Origin of the sequence: Thioalkalivibrio sp. ALMg9, from assembly GCF_000380625.1 — a bacterium.
Classification (GTDB): Bacteria; Pseudomonadota; Gammaproteobacteria; order Ectothiorhodospirales; family Ectothiorhodospiraceae; genus Thioalkalivibrio; species Thioalkalivibrio versutus.
Genome location: NZ_AQYC01000008.1, coordinates 760,629 through 778,848, shown reverse-complemented (window position 1 = coordinate 778,848; position 18,220 = coordinate 760,629). Strand labels below are relative to the sequence as shown.

Genomic DNA, 18,220 nt, shown 5'->3' with positions numbered 1-18,220 from the left:
GGGTGGCAATGAAGATCCTGCATGTCCTTGATCACTCCATCCCGCTGCACAGTGGGTATACCTTCCGCACGGCCGCCATCCTGCGCGAGCAGCACCGGCTCGGCTGGGAGACGTTTCATTTGACCAGCCCCAAGCAGGGTGCGGTGGATGCGGACGAGGAGGATGTCGACGGCCTGCACTTCTACCGCACGCGCTATCGCCCCGGGACGCTGCCGGGGCTTGGCGAATGGGGGTTGATGCGTGCCCTGACCCGGCGCCTGGAGGCCGTGGCCCGGGAAGTGCAGCCGGATGTGCTGCATGCCCATTCCCCGGTTCTCAATGCCCTGCCGGCCCTGCGGGTCGGGCGGCGTCTCGGCATCCCCGTAGTCTACGAGGTGCGGGCCTTCTGGGAGGATGCCGCGGTGGATCACGGGACCAGCCGCGAACACGGACTGCGCTACCGCATGACGCGCGGTTTCGAGTCATACGTGTTCCGCCGGGTGGACCACGTGACGACCATTTGCGAAGGCCTGCGGCGGGACATCGTCGCCCGGGGTATCCCGCAGGACCGGGTCACCGTGATCCCGAATGCGGTGGATGCCGAGGCCTTCCGCCTGGGCGGGGCGCCGGACGCCGAGCTTAAGGCGCAGCTCGGGCTGGCCAATGCCCGGGTGCTGGGCTTTATCGGCTCGTTCTATGCCTACGAGGGGCTGGACCTGCTGCTGGAGGCCTTTCCGCGCATCCGGGCGCAGGCCCCGGATGTACGCATCCTGCTGGTGGGTGGCGGGCCGCAGGCGGAACGCCTGCAGGAGCAGGCCCGGCGCCTGGGCATCGCCGATCAGGTCGTCTTTGCGGGTCGGGTGCCGCATGACCAGGTGCAGCGCTACTACGACCTGGTGGATCTGCTGGTTTACCCACGGCACTCGATGCGGCTGACCGAGCTGGTGACCCCGCTCAAGCCGCTGGAGGCGATGGCCCAGGGGCGGCTGCTGGTGGCCTCGGACGTCGGCGGACACCAGGAACTGATCCGGCATGGCGAAACCGGCTGGCTGTTCCCCGCCGACGACCCGGGGGCGCTGGCGGACACGGTGCTCGACACCCTGGCCCGCGAGCCCGAATGGGATGCGGTACGCGCCGCGGGGCGCCGCTTTGTCGAGCAGGAACGCACCTGGGCGAGGAGTGTTGCCCGATACCAGGCGATTTACGAACGTCTGCGGGGTGTCGTGGAGCCCGCCCATGCCCGGTGACCGGCGTCACGCTGGCCGGCGCCCGCGCCTGGTGGTGTTCACCCGCGTCTACCCCAACGCGGCGCAGCCCAACCTGGGGCTGTTCGTGCGCGAACGCATGCGGCGGGTGGCCGAACACCTGGACCTGGTCGTCGTGGCGCCGGCCCCGTGGTTTCCGTTCCAGGGGTTGCTCGGACGTCTCAGGCCGCATTCGCGCCCGCCGCTGCCGCGCTACGAGGAGCAGGACGGCATTGTGGTCTATCACCCGCGGTTCTTCTGTTTTCCGGGCGTGCTCAAGTGGACCGACGGGTTCTTCCTGGCGCTGGGCAGTTTCTGGCTGATGCGGCGGTTGCGGCGCGATTTCCGGTTTGAGCTGATCGACGCCCACTTTGTCTATCCCGATGGCGTGGCCGCGCGCTGGCTGGCGCGCTGGTTGCGCTGCCCCTACACCATCACCCTGCGCGGCAGCCTCGTCCGCTTCGCCGGCAGCGCCCTGCATCGGCGCCAGATCAACCGGGCGATGAGCGCGGCGGCGCGGGTGTTCTCGGTGGCGGACTCGCTGCGGCAGGATGCGATCGCCTGGGGGCAGGCCCCCGGGCATGTGCAGGTCGTCGGCAACGGCGCGGACCTGCGGCGTTTCCATCCCGAGGACCGGGCCGGGGCCCGCCAGCGTCTGGGTCTGCCGCAGGAGGGCCGCTTCCTCGTGTCGGTGGGGGGGCTGACCGAGCGCAAGGGCTTTCACCGGGTGATCGCGACCCTCCCCGAATTGCTGCGCACGCAACCCGACCTGCACCTGGTCATTGCCGGCGGCGCGACCCCCGAGGGCAACAACGAGGCCGAGTTGCGCCAGCAGGTAAAGGGCCTGGGTCTGGATGGCCGGGTCTGGTTCCTGGGGCAGGTATCGCCGGAAGACCTGCGTTTCGTCTATTCGGCTGGCGACGTGTTCGTCCTGGCCACCCGGTTCGAAGGCTGGGCGAATGTCTTCCTCGAGGCGTCGGCCTGCGCCCTGCCGATCGTGACCACCCGGGTTGGAGGCAACGCCGAGGTGGTGAATTCCGATCAGGTCGGGATCGTGGTCCCGTACGGCGACCATGACGCGCTGCGCGACGCCCTGCTGGAGGCGCTCGAGCGCCAATGGGACCGCGAGGCCATCCTGGCCCATGCGCGGGCGAATGCCTGGGAGACGCGGATCCCGGAGCTGGTTGCAGCCTTCGAGCAGATCGCGGCCGCGGATACCGCGACGGCCCCCGGGACCGCGCGGTCCGGCTGAACATGGGGCTTTATACCCAATGGGTGGCGCGCGGCCTGTTCCCGCTGCAGGAGCGGCTCAAGGGTCACCCCACGGTGGCGTGGCACAAGGCCCTGGAAGCCACTCAGTGGTGGACGCCGGAGGCCCTGCAGAGCCTGCAGGAGCAGCGGCTGCAGGGGCTTCTGGAACGTGTCGCGCGGCAGGTGCCGTTCTACCGGGAATGGTTTGCGCAACAGGCCTGGTCGCCTGCGGCGTTCTCCGGTATCGCGGACCTTCAGCGCCTCCCGGCCGTCGACAAGGCGCTGATCCGCGAACAGGGCGCGGCCTGGCGCGCGGAGGGCGCGAGGAACCTCGAAGAGCAGCACACCAGCGGGTCGTCCGGCGAGCCTCTGAGGTTCTGGCTGGGCGCGGATCGCATCGGTATGGATATCGCCGCAAAGTGGCGGGCAACCCGCTGGTGGGGCGTGGACGTGGGCGACCGCGAACTGGTCCTGTGGGGATCCGCCGTCGAGAACGAGGCCCAGAACGGCATGCGTGCCTGGCGCGATCGCCTGTTCCGTTCGTACCTGGTGCCGGCCCGCGACCTGAATCCGGCGCGGCTCGACCGCATCATCGAGCAGATCCGCCAACGGCGTCCGCGCATGCTGTTCGGGTATCCGTCGGCATTGTCCCGCGTGGCATGGCGGGCGCGCGAGCGGGGGCAGCGGCTGGATGATCTCGGGATTCGTGTCGCCTTCACGACCTCCGAGGTGTTGCGCCCGGAGTGGCGCGCGGTGATCGGCGAGGTGATGGGCTGTGGGGTCGCCAACGAGTACGGCGCGCGCGACGCCGGATTCATCGCCCGCGAATGTCCGGCGGGGGGCATGCACATCACGGCCGAGGCCCTGATCGTCGAGATCCTGGATGCGGAGGATCGACCGGTGCCGCCCGGCGCGACCGGAAACATCGTCATCACTAACCTGGTGGGCCCGGAATTCCCGTTCATCCGCTATCGCACCGGGGATCGGGGTGCCCTGGACCCGCGTCCCTGCCCCTGCGGGCGCGGCCTGCCGCTGCTGCGCGACATCGACGGCCGTGCCAACGACGGCCTGATCGCGACGGACGGTTCCTGGATCCACGGCAGCCGCTTCAACTACCTGATGCGCGACCTGCCCGGGCTGCGCGCCTACAAGGTCATCCAGCACGACCGACACCACGTCGAGGTGCTGCTGAGCCTGGTCGCCGCATTGCCGGCGGCCGCCGAGGAGCGCCTGCGCCGTGCATTGGTCGACGCGCTGGGGCAGGCGGTCCAGGTGGATGTGCGGGCGGTGGATGCCATCCCTCCGGAGCCCAACGGCAAGCACCGTCACGTCGTCTGCCGCGTTCCCGATACCGATCAGCCAGCCCGGAACGCCTGAGTACTCACCACGAAGCGCACGAAGATACGAAGAAGTGCTAGTTAACAGGAAGCGGGGAAAACGGGAAGATTCGTGACGGTGGCGCTGGGGCGTGCCGGGCGATCATGATAGCCCCCAGTGCGGCGCGTGGAGGTGAACCGGGAAGCCGGTGTCTCGTGCGTGGGCGTGGTCGAGGCCGCGATGCGTTTCGCGGCGTTCAAAGCATCCTATCCGCTACTGCCCATCCGGTGCCGTCATCCCGGAAACCGCGTAGCGGTTATCCGGGATCTCGTTGGGGGTTGCACGGCGTTGGTTCCAGAGTCTGGAGATCCCGGCTTTCCGCTTCGCTGCGGCCGGGATGACAGGGGTATGGCAACCGCTACAGTCGGAGAGATCCCAAGTCGGCCGATTACGGGCCAATCCATCCAGAGCGTTCGCGCGTTTCCCGCCTTCCTGTGACCCGCCCCCGCCCCCCGCCCTCGCTTCGCGTCTTCGTGCTATTCGTGGTTCATGCCAGGCGGGCGGCGGGGTGGGACTCGAGCCAGAGGTCGAGCATCATCAGGATCCAGACGAAATCGCCGTAATAGGCTGCGTGGCCCTCGCGGTGCAGGCGGATCAGCTCGTCGATGAAGTCGTCGCGGAGGAAATTGCGGCCCTTCAGTCGCAGCAGGCTGTCGTATGCCAGCTCCCGCAGCGGCGCGTGCTCCTGCATCCAGACGCCGAACGGCAGGCCGAAGCCGTGTTTTTTCTTGTCGATGATGGCGTCGGGCAGGAAACCGGTAAACGCCTCCTTGTAGAAGTGGCGCAGCCGGCCGTTGCGCAGCTTCAGGTCCGATGGTACGCGGCAGGAGAACTCGACCAGATCGTCGTCCAGCATCGGGAAGGCGACATCGACGCCGGCCAGCTGGCACATCCCGGTCACCTTGCGCAGGTCGTTGTCGGCCAGGGTTTGCTGCCAGTCCAGGTACATCATGCGGTTGAGGGACGACGCCGATTGGGGCTGCGCGTAGATCCCGCGCATCAACTCCCAGGGGGCCTCGCGGTCCACCGCCGCGAGAAACTCCGGTGCGAACATCGTCTCCGGCGCCAGGCGGTGCAGGTAGTTGTAGGTCTGCAGTCGATCCGGCAGCGGGATACGCGCCTGTTCCACGTAGCTGCGGGCCTTGCCGGCCAGCGGCAGGCCGCGCGGCAGGCGGGTGAACAGCGGATCCAGCAGGTGGTGGCGCAGCGGCGCGGGGATCCGGCCCCAGTGTTCGAATACGCCCTGCTTGGCGTAGCGCGCATTCCCCGCGAACAGCTCGTCGCCGCCATCCCCGGCCAGTAGCCGGGTGATGCCGGCGTCGGCCGCCATGCGGGCGCAGAAATAGGCCGGCAGGGCCGACGAATTACCGAAGGGCTCGTCGTAGCTGCCGGCGATCCGGGGCACGGCGTCGACGACGTCCTCCGGCGTCACGTAGTACTCGTGCGCCTGGGTCCCGAAGTGCCGCGAGGCGATGCGCGCGTACTCCATCTCGTCGTATCCGGGCGCATCAAAGCCGATGCTGAAGCTGTCGGCCCCGGGGTGCATGCCGGCGAGCATCCCGGCCACCGTCGAGCTGTCCAGGCCGCCGCTCAGAAAGGCGCCGGGGCGGGGGGAGTCCGCACGTCGTTCCACCGCTGCTTGCGCGTGTTCGTGCAGGGCATGTTCCAGGGCCTCGGGCGTGGCCGCGCTGTCTTCCTCGAAGCGCGGGCGCCAGTAGCGGGACACCTCGGCCCGGTCGCCGTTGTGGGTCAGGCGGTGGGCGCCCGGCAGTTTCTCCAGCCCGGAGAACAGGCTGACCGGGGCCGGAAGCATGTGAAAGAAACAGTAGTGGTAGAGTCCCTCGCGGGTCACCTCGGTGGCAACCGCCGGGTGTGCGGCCACGCATCCGGCACTGGTGCCGAAGGCCACGCCGCCATCCAGGTGCGCAAAGTGAAGCGGTGTCTGGCCCAGGCGGTCGATGCCGGCCACCAGGCGACCGTGCCCGGAATCCACGATGGCCAGTGCATAGTCGCCGCCAACCTGCTCGAAGAGGCCGGTGCCGTGCTGCCGCCAGGCCTCCAGCAGGGCTTGCGCCGGGTCGTGCTCTCGCGCCCGTCGGGCCAGGGCAGGGTCCCGCCATTGCGGATGGCCGGTGATGGCGGCAATGACGTCGGCCTCCTGCGCGATCCAGCCGCCCCGGACCCGGCAGCCGCCCAGGCGGTTCGTGCATTGGGCGTCAGGCGCCCCGGAGAGCCCCGGGAGCGCCTGTCCCTGGGCCTCAAGGGCGCCGGCCGGTGATGCGGCATTCACCGCGAACCATCCACAAAGTCCCGCCATCCGTCCGCCTGTTGCCTGGTCGGGCCAGGGAAACGTTGATTGATGTATGCGTTCGCGCTCGAGTCGTTGTTGCTTGCTGACAAGGCGCGGGATGCGCGGGGCGAGGCCGCGCGCACTGCTCGCGAGCACGAATCCGTGCCGTGCTGGACCTCATTCTACGTGCGGGTCCGGGTGCGCGCGGTGGTCCGAGGCCCAGGGGCTTAACGAGCCGATCACGCAGGGGGCGCCGTCTGCCGGCGCCGATCTGGACAGCCCGTGCAGATGCGGTAACCTGCCGGACAATCCCGCATCCCGGCCGGGCAGGGATACCCGACCTTCAGGAACCCGTCATATGTCGACCCTCGATCACACCAAGAACCTGCTGGACAGTGCCCTGAGTCTGAACGGGAGAGCGCAGCACTTCGATCGCAAGACCACGCTGTTGGGTGGCGTACCGGAGCTGGACTCGATGGCGGTCGTTTCGCTGATCACCTCGATCGAGAGCCATTTCGACATCGTGATCGATGATGACGATGTCAGCGCCGAGACCTTCGAGACGCTCGGCACTCTGGTCGATTTCATCGACTCCAAGCTCGACAGCTAGGCGCGCGGCATGGAAGCCGGGTTCCTGGAGGGCAAGGCCGGGCCGGTATTCCATGTGCTCCATCTGCCGGATGGTCCCTCCATCCGGGGTGCTGTGCTGTTTGTCCCGCCCCTGGCCGAGGAGCTCAACAAGGCTCGCCGTATGGTGAATCTGCAAGCGCGCCGCCTGGCGCAGGCGGGCTACGCCGTGTTGATCCCGGACCTCTACGGGTGCGGCGACAGCGGCGGTGACTTTGGCGACGCGGACTGGGATCTCTGGCTGGACGACCTCGCACGCTGCAGCGAACACCTCGAGACGCGTTGCCCGGCGCCGTTCATGGTCTGGGGAGTGCGGGCGGGTTGCCTGCTCGCAGGTGACTTCCTGGCTACACGTGCGCAACCGGCGACGGCCGTGATCTTCTGGGCCCCGGTCACGAATGGCGAACAGCACCTGACCCAGTTCCTGCGCCTGCGCATGGCCGCCGGGCTGATGGGTGGACAGAAGGAAGGTACCGCCCAGCTGCGGGCCCAACTGGATGCGGGAGAGCCGCTGGAAGTCGCCGGGTATACCCTGGCGCCCGGGCTGGCCGCGCGCCTGGCGGCGGCCCGTCTGCAGCGGCCGCACGCGGAGGCGATCGAATGGTTCGAGGTGGCCGTGCAGGAGACCGCACCGCTGCCGCCGGCGAGCGAACGTCTGATCGAGCGCTGGCGAGAGGAGGGCGCCGCGGTCACCGCGACGGTCGTTGCTGGCGATGCCTTCTGGTCCACCCAGGACATCGTCGAGGTGCCGCAATTGCTGGAGGCGACCATGCAACGCCTGGAGGCTCTCCCATGAGCGAGCGCGCCGTCGTCTTCCACGTGGGGGAAGACGAACTCCTGGGGATCCTGCATCCCGGCGCGGAGGGCGCCCGGCGTGGCGTGCTGATCGCCGTGGGTGGGCCGCAGTACCGGGTAGGCAGCCACCGCCAGTTCCTGCTCCTGGCCCGACACCTCGCGGCGCAGGGGATACCCGTTTTCCGCTTCGATTTCCGCGGCATGGGCGATTCTTCCGGTGCCCAGCGGACGTTCCACGACGTGCACGACGACCTGCATGCGGCCGTCGATACCTTTGCAGGCGAGGTGCCGGGGATGCACGAGGTGACCCTGTGGGGTCTGTGTGGCGCGGCCTCTGCGGCGTTGTTCTATGCCTGGCGCGACCCCCGCGTGACAGGCCTGGTGCTGGTCAACCCCTGGGCCCGCACCGAGGAAGGGCTGGCTCGGGCCTACCTGAAGACCTACTACCTCCAGCGCCTGTTCTCGCGCGATTTCTGGTCCGGGGCCTTCAAGGGGCGTTTCAACCCCTGGGTGTCCCTGCGCTCCCTGGGGCGCATGGTCGGCACTGCGGTTGGCTCCGGTTCCGGGGGGGCTTCCGGCGAGCCCGACAACACAAGCCCGGATCGCATCGACAAAGGCCCCCTGCCGGACCGGATGGCCGAGGGCTGGCGGCGCTTCCAGGGGCCCGTCCTGGTGATCCTGAGCGGCGATGACCTGACCGCGGCCGAGTTTCGCGATGTGGCGACGAACGCGCCGGCATGGAGTGGATTGCTGCAGGAGCCGCGCGTGACCTTGCGCGAACTGCCCGGTGCCAACCACACCTTTTCTCGCCGCGTGTGGCGCGACCAGGTGGCGCTGTGGACGCATGACTGGCTACAGACATTGCCGGAACGAGGGCGGGAGTGATGTCGTCCGTGGAGCAAGCCCGGACGAGCAGCAGGGCCCCGGCCGCGCCGGAGGGTCGTGACCGCAAGCCCCTGGTGTCGGTGATCATGCCGGCCTACAACACGGCCGCATATATCGCCGAGTCCGTCGACAGTGTTCTGGATCAGGACTACCCGGGCATCGAGCTGATCGTGGTAGACGACGGCTCGACCGACGGGACGCTCGACATCCTGCGCGGATATGGTGACCGCCTGACACTGCTGACCCAGCAGAACCAGGGGGCGGCCGTGGCCCGCAATGCCGGCGTCGCGAGGGCGGGCGGTGACTACATCGCCTTTATCGACTCCGACGATGTCTGGCTGCCGGGAAAGGTCGCGGCTCAGGTGGACTACATGGACCAGCATCCCGGGATCGGGATGACCTTTACCGCCTGGGCCACATGGAAGCCCGATCCGTCTGGCACGTTCCTGAAACCCGATGCGGCCAAGGGTGCGTACCCGATGAACCCTGACGGCAAACCGCTTGTGGATCGTGGGTCCGGGTGGCTTTACAACCGTCTGCTCTTCGGCTCGCTGCCTCACACCATCACGGTGATGATGCGACGCGACCTGGTGGAACGTGTCGGACAGTTCGACCCTGATCTCAAAAGGGGGCAGGACTACGATTACTGGTTGCGGGCGTCGCGCTTGACCGAGATCCACCAACTGAACCTCGTGACGGCTCTCTACCGGCTTCATGGCGAGGGCTGCATCACCAAGTACCCCGACACGAATTACGAATTCGAGGTCGTCCGCAAGGCGCTCGGCCGCTGGGGTCGGGTTGGCCCGGGTGGAGAGCAGACGTCACGCGGCGCGATTCGCAGGCGCCTTGCCGAGACCTGCTTCAGTTTCGGCTATCACCATTACTGGGAGGGGGATCCGAGGCTGGCGGCACGATCGTTCCTGCAGTCGACGCTTCGGGACCCCTGGTCCGTGTCCACCTGGGCCTACCTGGTCCTGAGTGCCGGGAAGAGTCTGGCAGGGAGAGGCAAGGCGCGGTGAGGCATTGGGCCGGGCCCGGCATCGTCCGGGGGTGATTAAGGGCCCTCGGCAAGACCCAAGCCGGAGACAGAAGGAGGTTCCATGACTGAAGATCCATCTTCCGCCCAGGCCGAGCGGGTCGAGGCCGAGGCCTACGAGAGCATGATGCAGCTGGCCGAAAGCGCGGGCATCCCGGGCTTTCGAGCGGTCCGTAGCGGGACGCATGTTGCCCTGATCGCCCCGGGCCTGAAGAAGATGCTGGTCTTTAACCGGGTGCTGGGATTGGGCGTTTCAGACCCGGCAACCGAGGCCCATATTGATGAACTAGCGGCCCTGTACGCCGAGCATGACCTTCCCTGGGCAATCGAGCTCAGCCCTCATGCCCGCCCGGAGTCCGTTCTCCAATGGCTACGCGATCGCAGGATTCGCCGGGGGGCGGCATCTGCGGTCCTGATGCGGGCCAGCAGCGACGTCCCCGAGGGGAAGAGCGATCTCGAGATCCGCCCCTGGCGGCCAGAAGACGAAGATGCCGGCGCCGCGCTGGCGGTCGATGCGTTCTCCGTGCCGCAGGAGGCAAAGGCCCTTCTGGCGGAACTGCCGCGATCACCCAAATGGCGTCAGTGGCTGGCGCTCGACGATGGAACGGTGGTGGCAACCGGCCTGTTGTATCTCGGGGACGGGGTGGCCTGGGCCGGGTGGGAAGCAACCCGCCCGGACTACCGTGGACGTGGCCTGCATGGGGCGCTCATCTCCGCTTGCCTCAGGGACGCGTCGCTGCATGGGTGTACGTCGGTGATCACGGATACCGCCGTGGGGACACCGGACAGGCCTGACCCGTCCTATCAAAACCACCTCCGCAAGGGGTTCGAGGTATTGCATCTCCGGCATACGTACCTGGCTGTGCCTGGAGTGGTCGCGCCGGCGTAGCCTGGAAACAGACGTTGGCCAGAGGCTCGGCGCAGCCTCGTGGTTACGGGGTCGCCGTCTCTTCCAGGGTCGAGATCAGTGCCTTTCGGTCGGCCTTGCCATTGGCGTTGAGCGGCAGGTTGTCCAGCGAGTGGATGGCCCGGGGCACCATCACCGTGGGCAGTCGCTGGCGGAGTCGGTCGCGGATGGCCGATTCGTCCATATCTTCCGCGACCACGAAGGCCACGATCCCCGAGGCGCCGCTTTCCGTTCGTGGCCATCCAACGGCCACTGCCTGGTCCGTGCCGGCGGCCTCGCGCAGTGCGGCCTCCACCTCGCCGAGCTCGATCCGCACCCCGCCAATCTTGATCTGGTGATCCAGGCGCCCGAGAAAGATGAGCGGTTCGCCCGCGGCCGGCCGGCGCACCAGGTCCCCCGTGCGGTAGTGCACGCGCCCATCGTCCAGGTGCACAAAGGCCTGCGCCGTGCGTTCGGGGTCCTTCCAGTAGCCGGGCGTCACCTGCGGGCCGCTGATCAGCAGTTCGCCCTCGGCCCCGACCGGCACCTCCCGCAGGGCCTCGTCCGCCACGCGCAGTCCGACCTGGTTGCCCGGATAGCCGATCGGCACCATGCCGTGCTCGCATTCCGCCGGCGAGCGCTCCCCGTCCCAGCGGTAGTAGCAGGCATCCACCGTGCATTCGGTGGGCCCGTAGGCATTGTCGACAATGGCATTGGGGGCGGCGGCCGCCATCGCCTCGGCCAGCTCCGCTGACAGGGCCTCCCCGCCAAAGCGGCACAGGCGCAGATCCGGGAACCGTCCCGGCGCCCAGCCGTTGCGGCGATTCATCCCGTGTCCGGCCGAGGGGGTGATGTCGATTACCGTGAGGGCCTTGTCCGCGATGTAGCGGTTGGGGTTGAACCACTCCTTGGCGGAGGGGCAGCACAGGCAGGCGCCAAAGGCCCACGACACGTACAGGTCGAACATCGAGGAATCGAAGGTGATGTCGTAGAACTGCGAAAAGCGGTCCGTCTCGCTAATGCCGAACTCGCGGTAGCGCTCCTGCGACATCTCCACGAAACGGGCTGCGTTGCGCTGCAGAACCCCCACACCCTTGGGGACGCCCGTGCTGCCGGAGGTGAAGAACAGGCAGGCCAGGTCATCCGGGGATACGGCCGCCGGCGCCCAGTCCGCGGGCCGATGGGAATCGCCGGCCACCCGGACGTCGTGTCGGGGCCAGCGCGTTTGCAGGTCCTCCAGTCGCTGCGTATCGGGTAGCAGGATCAGGAGCGGGCGGGAGAATGCCTGCAGCAGTTCATCGAGCCGCTCAAGACCCTGGGTATCCACCAGCAACGCCGACAGATCGGCCTGTTCGGCCATGGCCACCGTACGTTCCGTGGGAAACCCCGGGTTCAGCGGAACCAGAGCTTGGCCGGCCATCAGGGTGCCCAGAATCCCGCGGTACATCGCGAGCGAGCGCTGGGCCAGTACACCGACCCGGCCGGGCCCGGTCGGGCTCTGCTGCAGCGTGTGGGCGCTATCTGCGCCGGCCGCGAACAGCTCCTCGTAGCTCAGGACGCGACCCTCGACATCCAGGGCGGGGCGTTCCGGGAAGCGTTCGACGGAGCGCAGGAAGCCGGTCAGTAAACCCTTCGTTATCCTGGCGTTTGGCATGGATGCAGTCCTCGCTCTCCTCGGGAACCCTTTACTGCTGCGGCTTCCGGGGGTTTTTGGGTCGGCCCGGACCGGCGATCCATCTGGCCAGTCGTGCCCAGGCACGTCCACGGTGCCTTCAGCGCAGCATCCGCGAACGCCCCATCTCGTACAATCCAAACGAGAAGCAGGCCACCAGGCCTGGCTAACGGCCGCCTGATGGCGGTTGTCTACGGGGCCGCGACAAGGCCCCTCGTGCGAAGGATCCCGGTTCGGCGAAACCATGCTGCAAACCCTGTACAAGCTGAATGCCCTGCTCGACCCCCGCGATCGCGGCAAGGTCGTATTGCTGCTGATCCTGATGATTGCCACGGCGTTCATGCAGACCGCCGGCATCGCCTCGGTCATGCCGTTTCTGGCGGTACTGTCCGATCCGGGCATGGTCCACGACAACGAGATGCTGCGCTTCGCCTACGAATGGCTTGGCTTCGAGTCGACCAGTCGCTTCCTGTACTTCCTGGGTCTTGCGGCCTTTGTTCTGTTCATGACCGGTACCGCGCTTCAGGCATTCAACCAGTGGGCCATTACGCGGTTCACCCACATGCAGCAGTACGAGCTTTCTCGGCGCCTGATGGGGGACTACCTTAGCCGTCCGTTCACGTTCTTCCTTAATCGAAACTCCGGTGATCTGGCGAAAACGGTACTGCAGGAAACCACCCAGGCGATCAATGGCGCGCTGATGCCCGCGCTGAAGCTCGTGAGCCAGCTGTTACTCGCGGCCTTCATCATTGCACTTCTGGTTGTGGTGCAGCCCTGGCTGGCCTTGATCGCAGCGGCTGGCCTCGGTGGCATCTATGCGGTTATTTATGTGGCGTCGCGGACGTGGCTGAACCGCATCGGCCTGGACCGCGTGGAGGCCAATCGCGAGCGTTTCACGGCCGCGGCCGAGGCCTTTGCCGGTGCCAAGGAGATCCGTCTGTTGGGGCGGGAGCGTGATTACCTGGAGCGGTACCGGAAGCCATCCAAGCGGTTTGCGAGTCACCAGGCGAACGCCGTCCTGCTGCAGAGCCTTCCGCAATACGCGATCGAGGCGATTGCATTCGGCGGGGTTCTCGTCCTGGTGCTCTATCTGATGGCGGGGGACGGTGGGCTGGCTCAGGCCTTGCCCCTGATCGGCCTGTACGCGCTGGCCGGACGCCAGTTGATCCCGGCGTTTCAGAAGATCTTCCAGCAGGTCGCTTCGTTGCGTTTCAATGCGGCCGCGGTCGACAGCGTTCTTCGGGACCTTGGCCAGTTCTCTGACAGTACGCCTCCCCTTTCGCGCAACGATCGACTCGCTCCGCTGGCTCCGACTCGGTCCATCAAGGTGCAAGGTCTCACCTATCGGTATCCCGAACACGAGCACCCTGCCCTGAAAGACATCTCTCTGGAGATTCGCGCCAGAACCACGGTCGGATTCGTGGGCTCGTCCGGTGCCGGAAAGAGCACCCTGGTCGACGTGTTGCTGGGTCTGTTGGAACCCGAGCAGGGCACTATCCTGATCGATGGCGAACCCCTGACACGAGCCAACATCCGTCGCTGGCAGGCAGCCCTGGGCTACGTCCCGCAGCACATCTTTCTCGCCGACCAGAGTGTGGCCGCGAATATCGCCCTGGGTGTTCCGGAAGACCAGATTGACCAGCAAGCTGTGGAGCGAGTTGCTTGCCTGGCTAACCTGCACGAATTCGTCATCCAGGAGCTCCCGAACGGTTACGCAACCGTCATCGGCGAACGTGGCACTCGCCTCTCCGGCGGGCAAAGGCAACGCATTGGTATCGCTCGCGCCCTTTATCGCGACCCCGATGTGCTCCTATTTGATGAAGCTACCAGCGCGTTGGATAACGCCACTGAGCGGGCGGTGATGGAAGCAATCCACAATCTCTCCGGAGCCAAGACGATCATCTTGGTGGCGCATCGGCTTACCACCGTGAAGCCCTGTGACCGGATCTACGTGTTACATAAGGGCCGGATTTCGGAGGACGGTTCTTATGAAGAACTGTCGAGCGCCGGAACGCTCTTTCACCAGCTTGCGGTCGGGGTTGAGTGAGTCGCAGGTGAATTTCCGACTTACGCTTGGATGGAGTAAGCGATAAATGGCGAGTCAAAGGGGTTAGCAGTCCATGGGAGTGCTGAGCACGGAAACGTTGTACCAGGACGATCCCGAAGGCCGCCGATATGCAGCGGGGAAAGGCGTTTGGCGTGCCATTTGTGCAGATGAGTTGCGGGCCGCGCAAGCGCTGGCTGAAGGACCATGGGCAAAAGCCTTGGAAGGGGTGGACTACCCATGGCTTTGCTGGAATGTGGCCGATGAATGGTGTTTGGTCCAGCAAAGGATGGTCCGATCAGTCGGTTGGACCCCTGTGGTAGGTTTTGATCCACGCGTGGGGGAGCCGCCCCTAGTGGAGGGCGCGATTCTCGTGGATTTTAACGCCGGCCTCGACTTCCCCATGCTCCACATGGCGTTCCCGATGGAACTCGTCTACCTGTTTGCCCCTCGGCTAGCCTTTTGGCACTCCGATCTCTTGGTCCGTGAGCCGCTCTTCCGAGAGTTGGCCCAACGTTTCCGCCAGTTGCCAGATGGAGCCACTGCGGCCGTGGACGTCCGAAACCGCTGGTTTCGCCGGATCCCGAGCGGCAAAAGGGGGCGTTTCTGGGAGCTGATCGGGTGTACCACCCGAGGTGCCAGCGCTGATCAATTCGCCAATGGCTGCGGCTGGTGGAAGTGGATAGACGATCATCCCAACGGCCCCGACGACGAACGGGAACGCGTCGCACGGCGAGCCTACAGCTGGGATCACGGGGGCGGTATCCTGGCTTGGAACGAACGGTGCGGGGGGAAAGTTAAACCCATTCGCGCCAAATCGCTGCATGAGGGCCATTGCACCCGTATCGGCAACAAGCTGTACGAACCACAAGGTCCAATGGACGTCCGCCGCGACTTGAATCGGAATTTGCTGCACAACTACGACTTGCTCGAGGTATGTGGCCGTTTGGGGCTTACTCGGTTTCTCCGGGACTGACCCGCATGGAAATGGCCCGAAGATTGACCCCACAGGGGGGGGCAAGACCATACCGGATCCTTGTGGGGTGCTGCTTTGCATGCCTTATGTGAATTTAACTCGATTTCTATGAATGCGTGATCCAGCCCGTGGGACAAGTCCATTTCTGGATTGCGTAGCGGCTCTGGTTTTTTTCACGCCTTCAACGCCTCACATCCGCGCTGGTTAATGACGATGCATTCCAAACTTAAAAACATCTGGACCCGCAGCCTATCCACGCATCGTAAATACGGACTGATGGGTGTCATCCATTCTGTTCGTTGGCGTTTTCGAATGCTGCGTACTGAAGTCCGATCGAGTTGGCGTCAGCGTTGGTGTGACTGGGTCGGTGTCAAAAAGGTGGGTAGCCCATACGGCGTAGACTTTGTTCCAAATTGGCGCGACCTGACGTTTAGGTTTTATGTGAACGGTGCCTATGGTACCGGCCTCGCGGACCTTCTGTCTGAACAGGACTCACCGTTTTTCTTCATTGACATCGGCGCCAACCAAGGCCTTTATAGTATTCTTGCGGCTCGGAACCCTCAGTGTCGTAAGGCGATCTCGTTAGAGCCGATAAAGGATACTTTTGAAACCCTAAAGCAGAACATTATCTTGAATGGCGTGTCGGGTCACGTGGTGGCGCTGCCTTGGGCTATCAGTAATCGTCGTGGTAATGCGAGGGTATCATCCAATCCCAACCATAGCGGCGCGAGTAGTTTAGAGCGCTGGAGTGACGGGCAGAAGGGGGAGGTCGTCGAGCTGCACGAGTTCTCTGATTTGGAGCAGTACGTGAGTGGCGAGATGCTCCCAATATTTGTAAAGATCGACGTTGAAGGGCATGAGCCTTCAGTGATTTCATCGATTGCTCAATCGACGCAACTTTGTCCTCGCATATCCGATATCGTGTATGAGGTGGATGAGAGGTGGGTGTCTGTTCCTGAACTAAGACGGAAGTTGGAAAATATCGGATTCAAGCAGTTCACGGACATTGGTAGTGGCGCGCATCGGGATGTTCATGCGGAGAAGTAGTTGGCGGTCCTTTGGAACATGATGATCTACCTAGATCCATGTGTGGTTCGGTTTAGGGGCTCGTTCGGGATTTGGGGGTCACGTTCGGGGTCACGGCAGAGTGGATCCGCTGCGAATAGAGGCTCTCCCTGCTCTAGCGGGTAAAGGGTTGCAGCGTGGCGGATTCGCGGCGTTCCGTGCCAGGCTCTCGAACTAAAGTCGCGCACGTATGAGGAGGACTTGATTAGTGTGGATCCTTACGGTGTGCCATAGATCGACTCTTCTTTCGGTTGGTGGTTATTCACGGATCGGGGTATCGATGTGAAGGCGTCTCTGAGAAGCTGCAAGCGGATGGAAGCTCTTTGCCCCGCTTGGTTAAAACGCTTCCATGGGCGGGCTGCCTCTTCTATGCAGACGTTCGAGCAATCGTGGAGTCAGCTGCTTCATTCGGTTGTGGCTCGTGTTTGGGCGAGCTGAAGCAGAGGCGACGTTGGCTTTTTTTGCCCGTGAGGTGATTTCTATGAAGCAGGAGCCTTTGGACTTTCGGCTTTGCAATAGCAAACCCAAGCCCGAGCCATATTTCGTCGCTCGAAGCACCGCGTCGGGTATTTGCATTGAAGGGGAAGAGCACGTGCGTCTGGGTCATGAGCTCGACGGCGGTCTCGGTAGAGAAACGGACGGAATCTTCGGCCGTTGGGACTGGAGCGGGAGAAGGCTGATCGTAGAAAACGATCGGTACGGGATGTATCCATTGTTCTATAGCACATGGGGGAACGAGATACGGATTTCGCCGTCGATTCGGCATGTGCTTGCAGGTTCCTTCCCCAAAACACTCGACTTCGGGGCGCTGGCGGTTTTTCAGAGGCTGGGAATCTTCCTAGCGAACGATACGCCCTTCGAACACGTGAGGTTTTTGCCCCCGGGCGTACGGCTTATCTGGGCAAACGGAAAGATTTCCGTGGAGCCGCGTTTTTCCGGGGCATCCCAGGTGGCACCCAAGGTGGGGAATTTTGACGAGGCCGTCGACCAGTATGCCGGCCTGTTCGCGCAGGCCATCAGCCGCAGGGTTCCTCCCGATGGCGGATTTGATCTGGCACTCAGTGGAGGCAGGGATTCGCGCCACATCTTTCTGGAATTACTAGCTCAAGGCCACGCTCCAAGGCGGACCGTGACGGTCCAGGGATATCCGCCAATCGATGATGAGGACCGGTTGATTGCATGCCGCCTCACGCAGGCCACGGGGCAGCTGCATGACGAGGTGGACTATCCGGCCTCCTACCTCGAGGCAACCCTGCAGGATATCGAGCTGACCGAATTCTGCGCCAGCGGGCACACCTGGCTTGATCCACTGGCCGGTTATTTCTCGCATCGCGGGACGAAGTGTATTTACGACGGCATCGGGGGCGACGTGCTTTCCGCAGGCCATACGCTCACGGAAGAGAAACAGCAGCTCCTTGCTTCTGGCCAGACATCACGGCTAGCTGAGAATCTATTGGAAGAATCAGGAAACGAGGGTTTTATCCACTCATGTTCTCAAGCCGATTTTCGGAAACGCATTCCCCGGTCGGTCGCAATCGACCGCTTGGCCGAGGAGCTGGCTCAACACTGCGGTGCACCGAATCCATTGCTCTCGTTCGTCTTCTGGAATCGCACTCGTCGATGCATTGGCCTGATACCCTTTGGTCTCTTGCGAGATGTCGAAACGGTATTTTGCCCCTATCTCGACCATGATCTGTTCGACTTTCTGATGGGGCTGAACCCTGCTTACGCGCGCCAGGGATTGCATGACGAGACAATTCGCCGCAGCTACCCGGAATACGCGGACGTACCTTATGAATCTCGAAGCACGACGCCACCGAGACAACGTGAGCTCGATCGGTATTACCGCAAGGCGGCGCGCGAGACACTACTGTATCTGGCCAGAAACCCTGGGCTGATGCGTTCCCGTCTAGTGAGGACTGGGCGCTTCGCGGCAATGCTGGCGCGTTCATCCGTTGCCCGGCATCCAGGGAAGCTTTGGTATCTTCAGCCATTGTTAAGAAGATTAGAAATGGAACGGGCAGCGGGAGGAATCCATGGTCTCTGAGCCCGAACTCAGAGATTTGTTGATGATCTCCTACAGGGTCGCGTCC

14 protein-coding genes are annotated in these 18,220 nt (G+C 64.5%); 12 read left to right on the top strand and 2 right to left on the bottom strand.

The genetic code is table 11. The features are described 5' to 3' along the window. The first annotated feature begins 8 nt into the window (after positions 1–8). Genes F792_RS0109055 through F792_RS0109045 form a run of 3 tightly spaced genes read left to right on the top strand, consistent with a single transcriptional unit; the run spans position 9 to position 3,851 of the window. On the top strand, positions 9–1,226 hold the full coding sequence (locus F792_RS0109055) for a TIGR04063 family PEP-CTERM/XrtA system glycosyltransferase (protein WP_018169309.1): 1,218 nt from the start codon (positions 9–11) through the stop codon (positions 1,224–1,226). After that, positions 1,216–2,475, top strand: a complete 1,260-nt coding sequence (locus tag F792_RS0109050) for a glycosyltransferase (protein WP_018169308.1) — start codon at positions 1,216–1,218, stop codon at positions 2,473–2,475. The genes F792_RS0109055 and F792_RS0109050 overlap by 11 nt, the downstream gene beginning before the upstream one ends. Before the next feature lie 2 nt (positions 2,476–2,477). Next, positions 2,478–3,851: a phenylacetate--CoA ligase family protein gene (locus F792_RS0109045; RefSeq protein WP_018169307.1), complete on the top strand. Its 1,374-nt coding sequence runs from the start codon at positions 2,478–2,480 to the stop codon at positions 3,849–3,851. Positions 3,852–4,338: 487 nt separating this feature from the next. On the opposite strand, the gene F792_RS0109040 is transcribed toward F792_RS0109045, so the two are convergent. Continuing rightward, positions 4,339–6,168 carry an asparagine synthase gene (locus tag F792_RS0109040; protein WP_038084537.1) on the bottom strand — a complete coding sequence of 610 codons (1,830 nt, stop codon included), beginning with the start codon at positions 6,166–6,168 and terminating at the stop codon, positions 4,339–4,341. Positions 6,169–6,499: 331 nt separating this feature from the next. On the opposite strand from F792_RS0109040, the gene F792_RS0109030 reads away from it, so the two are divergent. The 5 genes from F792_RS0109030 (at position 6,500) to F792_RS0109010 (ending at position 10,373) form a co-directional block, all read left to right on the top strand. After that, entirely contained in the window at positions 6,500–6,751 is a 252-nt protein-coding gene (locus F792_RS0109030; RefSeq protein ID WP_018169304.1) for a phosphopantetheine-binding protein, read from the top strand. A gap of 9 nt (positions 6,752–6,760) precedes the next feature. Next, on the top strand, positions 6,761–7,564 hold the full coding sequence (locus tag F792_RS0109025; protein ID WP_018169303.1) for a hydrolase 2, exosortase A system-associated: 804 nt from the start codon (positions 6,761–6,763) through the stop codon (positions 7,562–7,564). Continuing rightward, positions 7,561–8,448, top strand: a complete 888-nt coding sequence (locus tag F792_RS0109020) for a hydrolase 1, exosortase A system-associated (RefSeq protein ID WP_018169302.1) — start codon at positions 7,561–7,563, stop codon at positions 8,446–8,448. The genes F792_RS0109025 and F792_RS0109020 overlap by 4 nt, the downstream gene beginning before the upstream one ends. After that, the gene (locus F792_RS0109015) at positions 8,448–9,467 is read left to right on the top strand and encodes a glycosyltransferase (protein ID WP_018169301.1); all 1,020 of its coding nucleotides are present in this window, start codon (positions 8,448–8,450) and stop codon (positions 9,465–9,467) included. The genes F792_RS0109020 and F792_RS0109015 overlap by 1 nt, the downstream gene beginning before the upstream one ends. 81 nt (positions 9,468–9,548) lie before the next feature. Next, complete coding sequence (locus F792_RS0109010; protein ID WP_018169300.1) at positions 9,549–10,373, top strand: GNAT family N-acetyltransferase; 825 nt, start codon at positions 9,549–9,551, stop codon at positions 10,371–10,373. A gap of 43 nt (positions 10,374–10,416) precedes the next feature. On the opposite strand, the gene F792_RS0109005 is transcribed toward F792_RS0109010, so the two are convergent. After that, a complete protein-coding gene (locus F792_RS0109005; protein ID WP_018169299.1) occupies positions 10,417–12,024 on the bottom strand; it encodes an amino acid adenylation domain-containing protein in 1,608 nt (535 codons plus the stop codon). A gap of 262 nt (positions 12,025–12,286) precedes the next feature. Here F792_RS0109005 and F792_RS0109000 point away from each other — a divergent pair, with 262 nt between their 5' ends. The 4 genes from F792_RS0109000 (at position 12,287) to F792_RS0108985 (ending at position 18,174) form a co-directional block, all read left to right on the top strand. Next, on the top strand, positions 12,287–14,089 hold the full coding sequence (locus F792_RS0109000; RefSeq protein WP_018169298.1) for an ABC transporter ATP-binding protein: 1,803 nt from the start codon (positions 12,287–12,289) through the stop codon (positions 14,087–14,089). Positions 14,090–14,162: 73 nt separating this feature from the next. Beyond that, positions 14,163–15,062: a hypothetical protein gene (locus tag F792_RS0108995; RefSeq protein WP_231362639.1), complete on the top strand. Its 900-nt coding sequence runs from the start codon at positions 14,163–14,165 to the stop codon at positions 15,060–15,062. A 312-nt stretch (positions 15,063–15,374) separates the two neighbouring features. Next, positions 15,375–16,109 carry an FkbM family methyltransferase gene (locus F792_RS14615; RefSeq protein WP_196799407.1) on the top strand — a complete coding sequence of 245 codons (735 nt, stop codon included), beginning with the start codon at positions 15,375–15,377 and terminating at the stop codon, positions 16,107–16,109. 499 nt (positions 16,110–16,608) lie between these two features. Continuing rightward, a complete protein-coding gene (locus tag F792_RS0108985) occupies positions 16,609–18,174 on the top strand; it encodes an asparagine synthase-related protein (RefSeq protein ID WP_020411026.1) in 1,566 nt (521 codons plus the stop codon). The last annotated feature ends 46 nt before the right edge of the window (positions 18,175–18,220 follow it).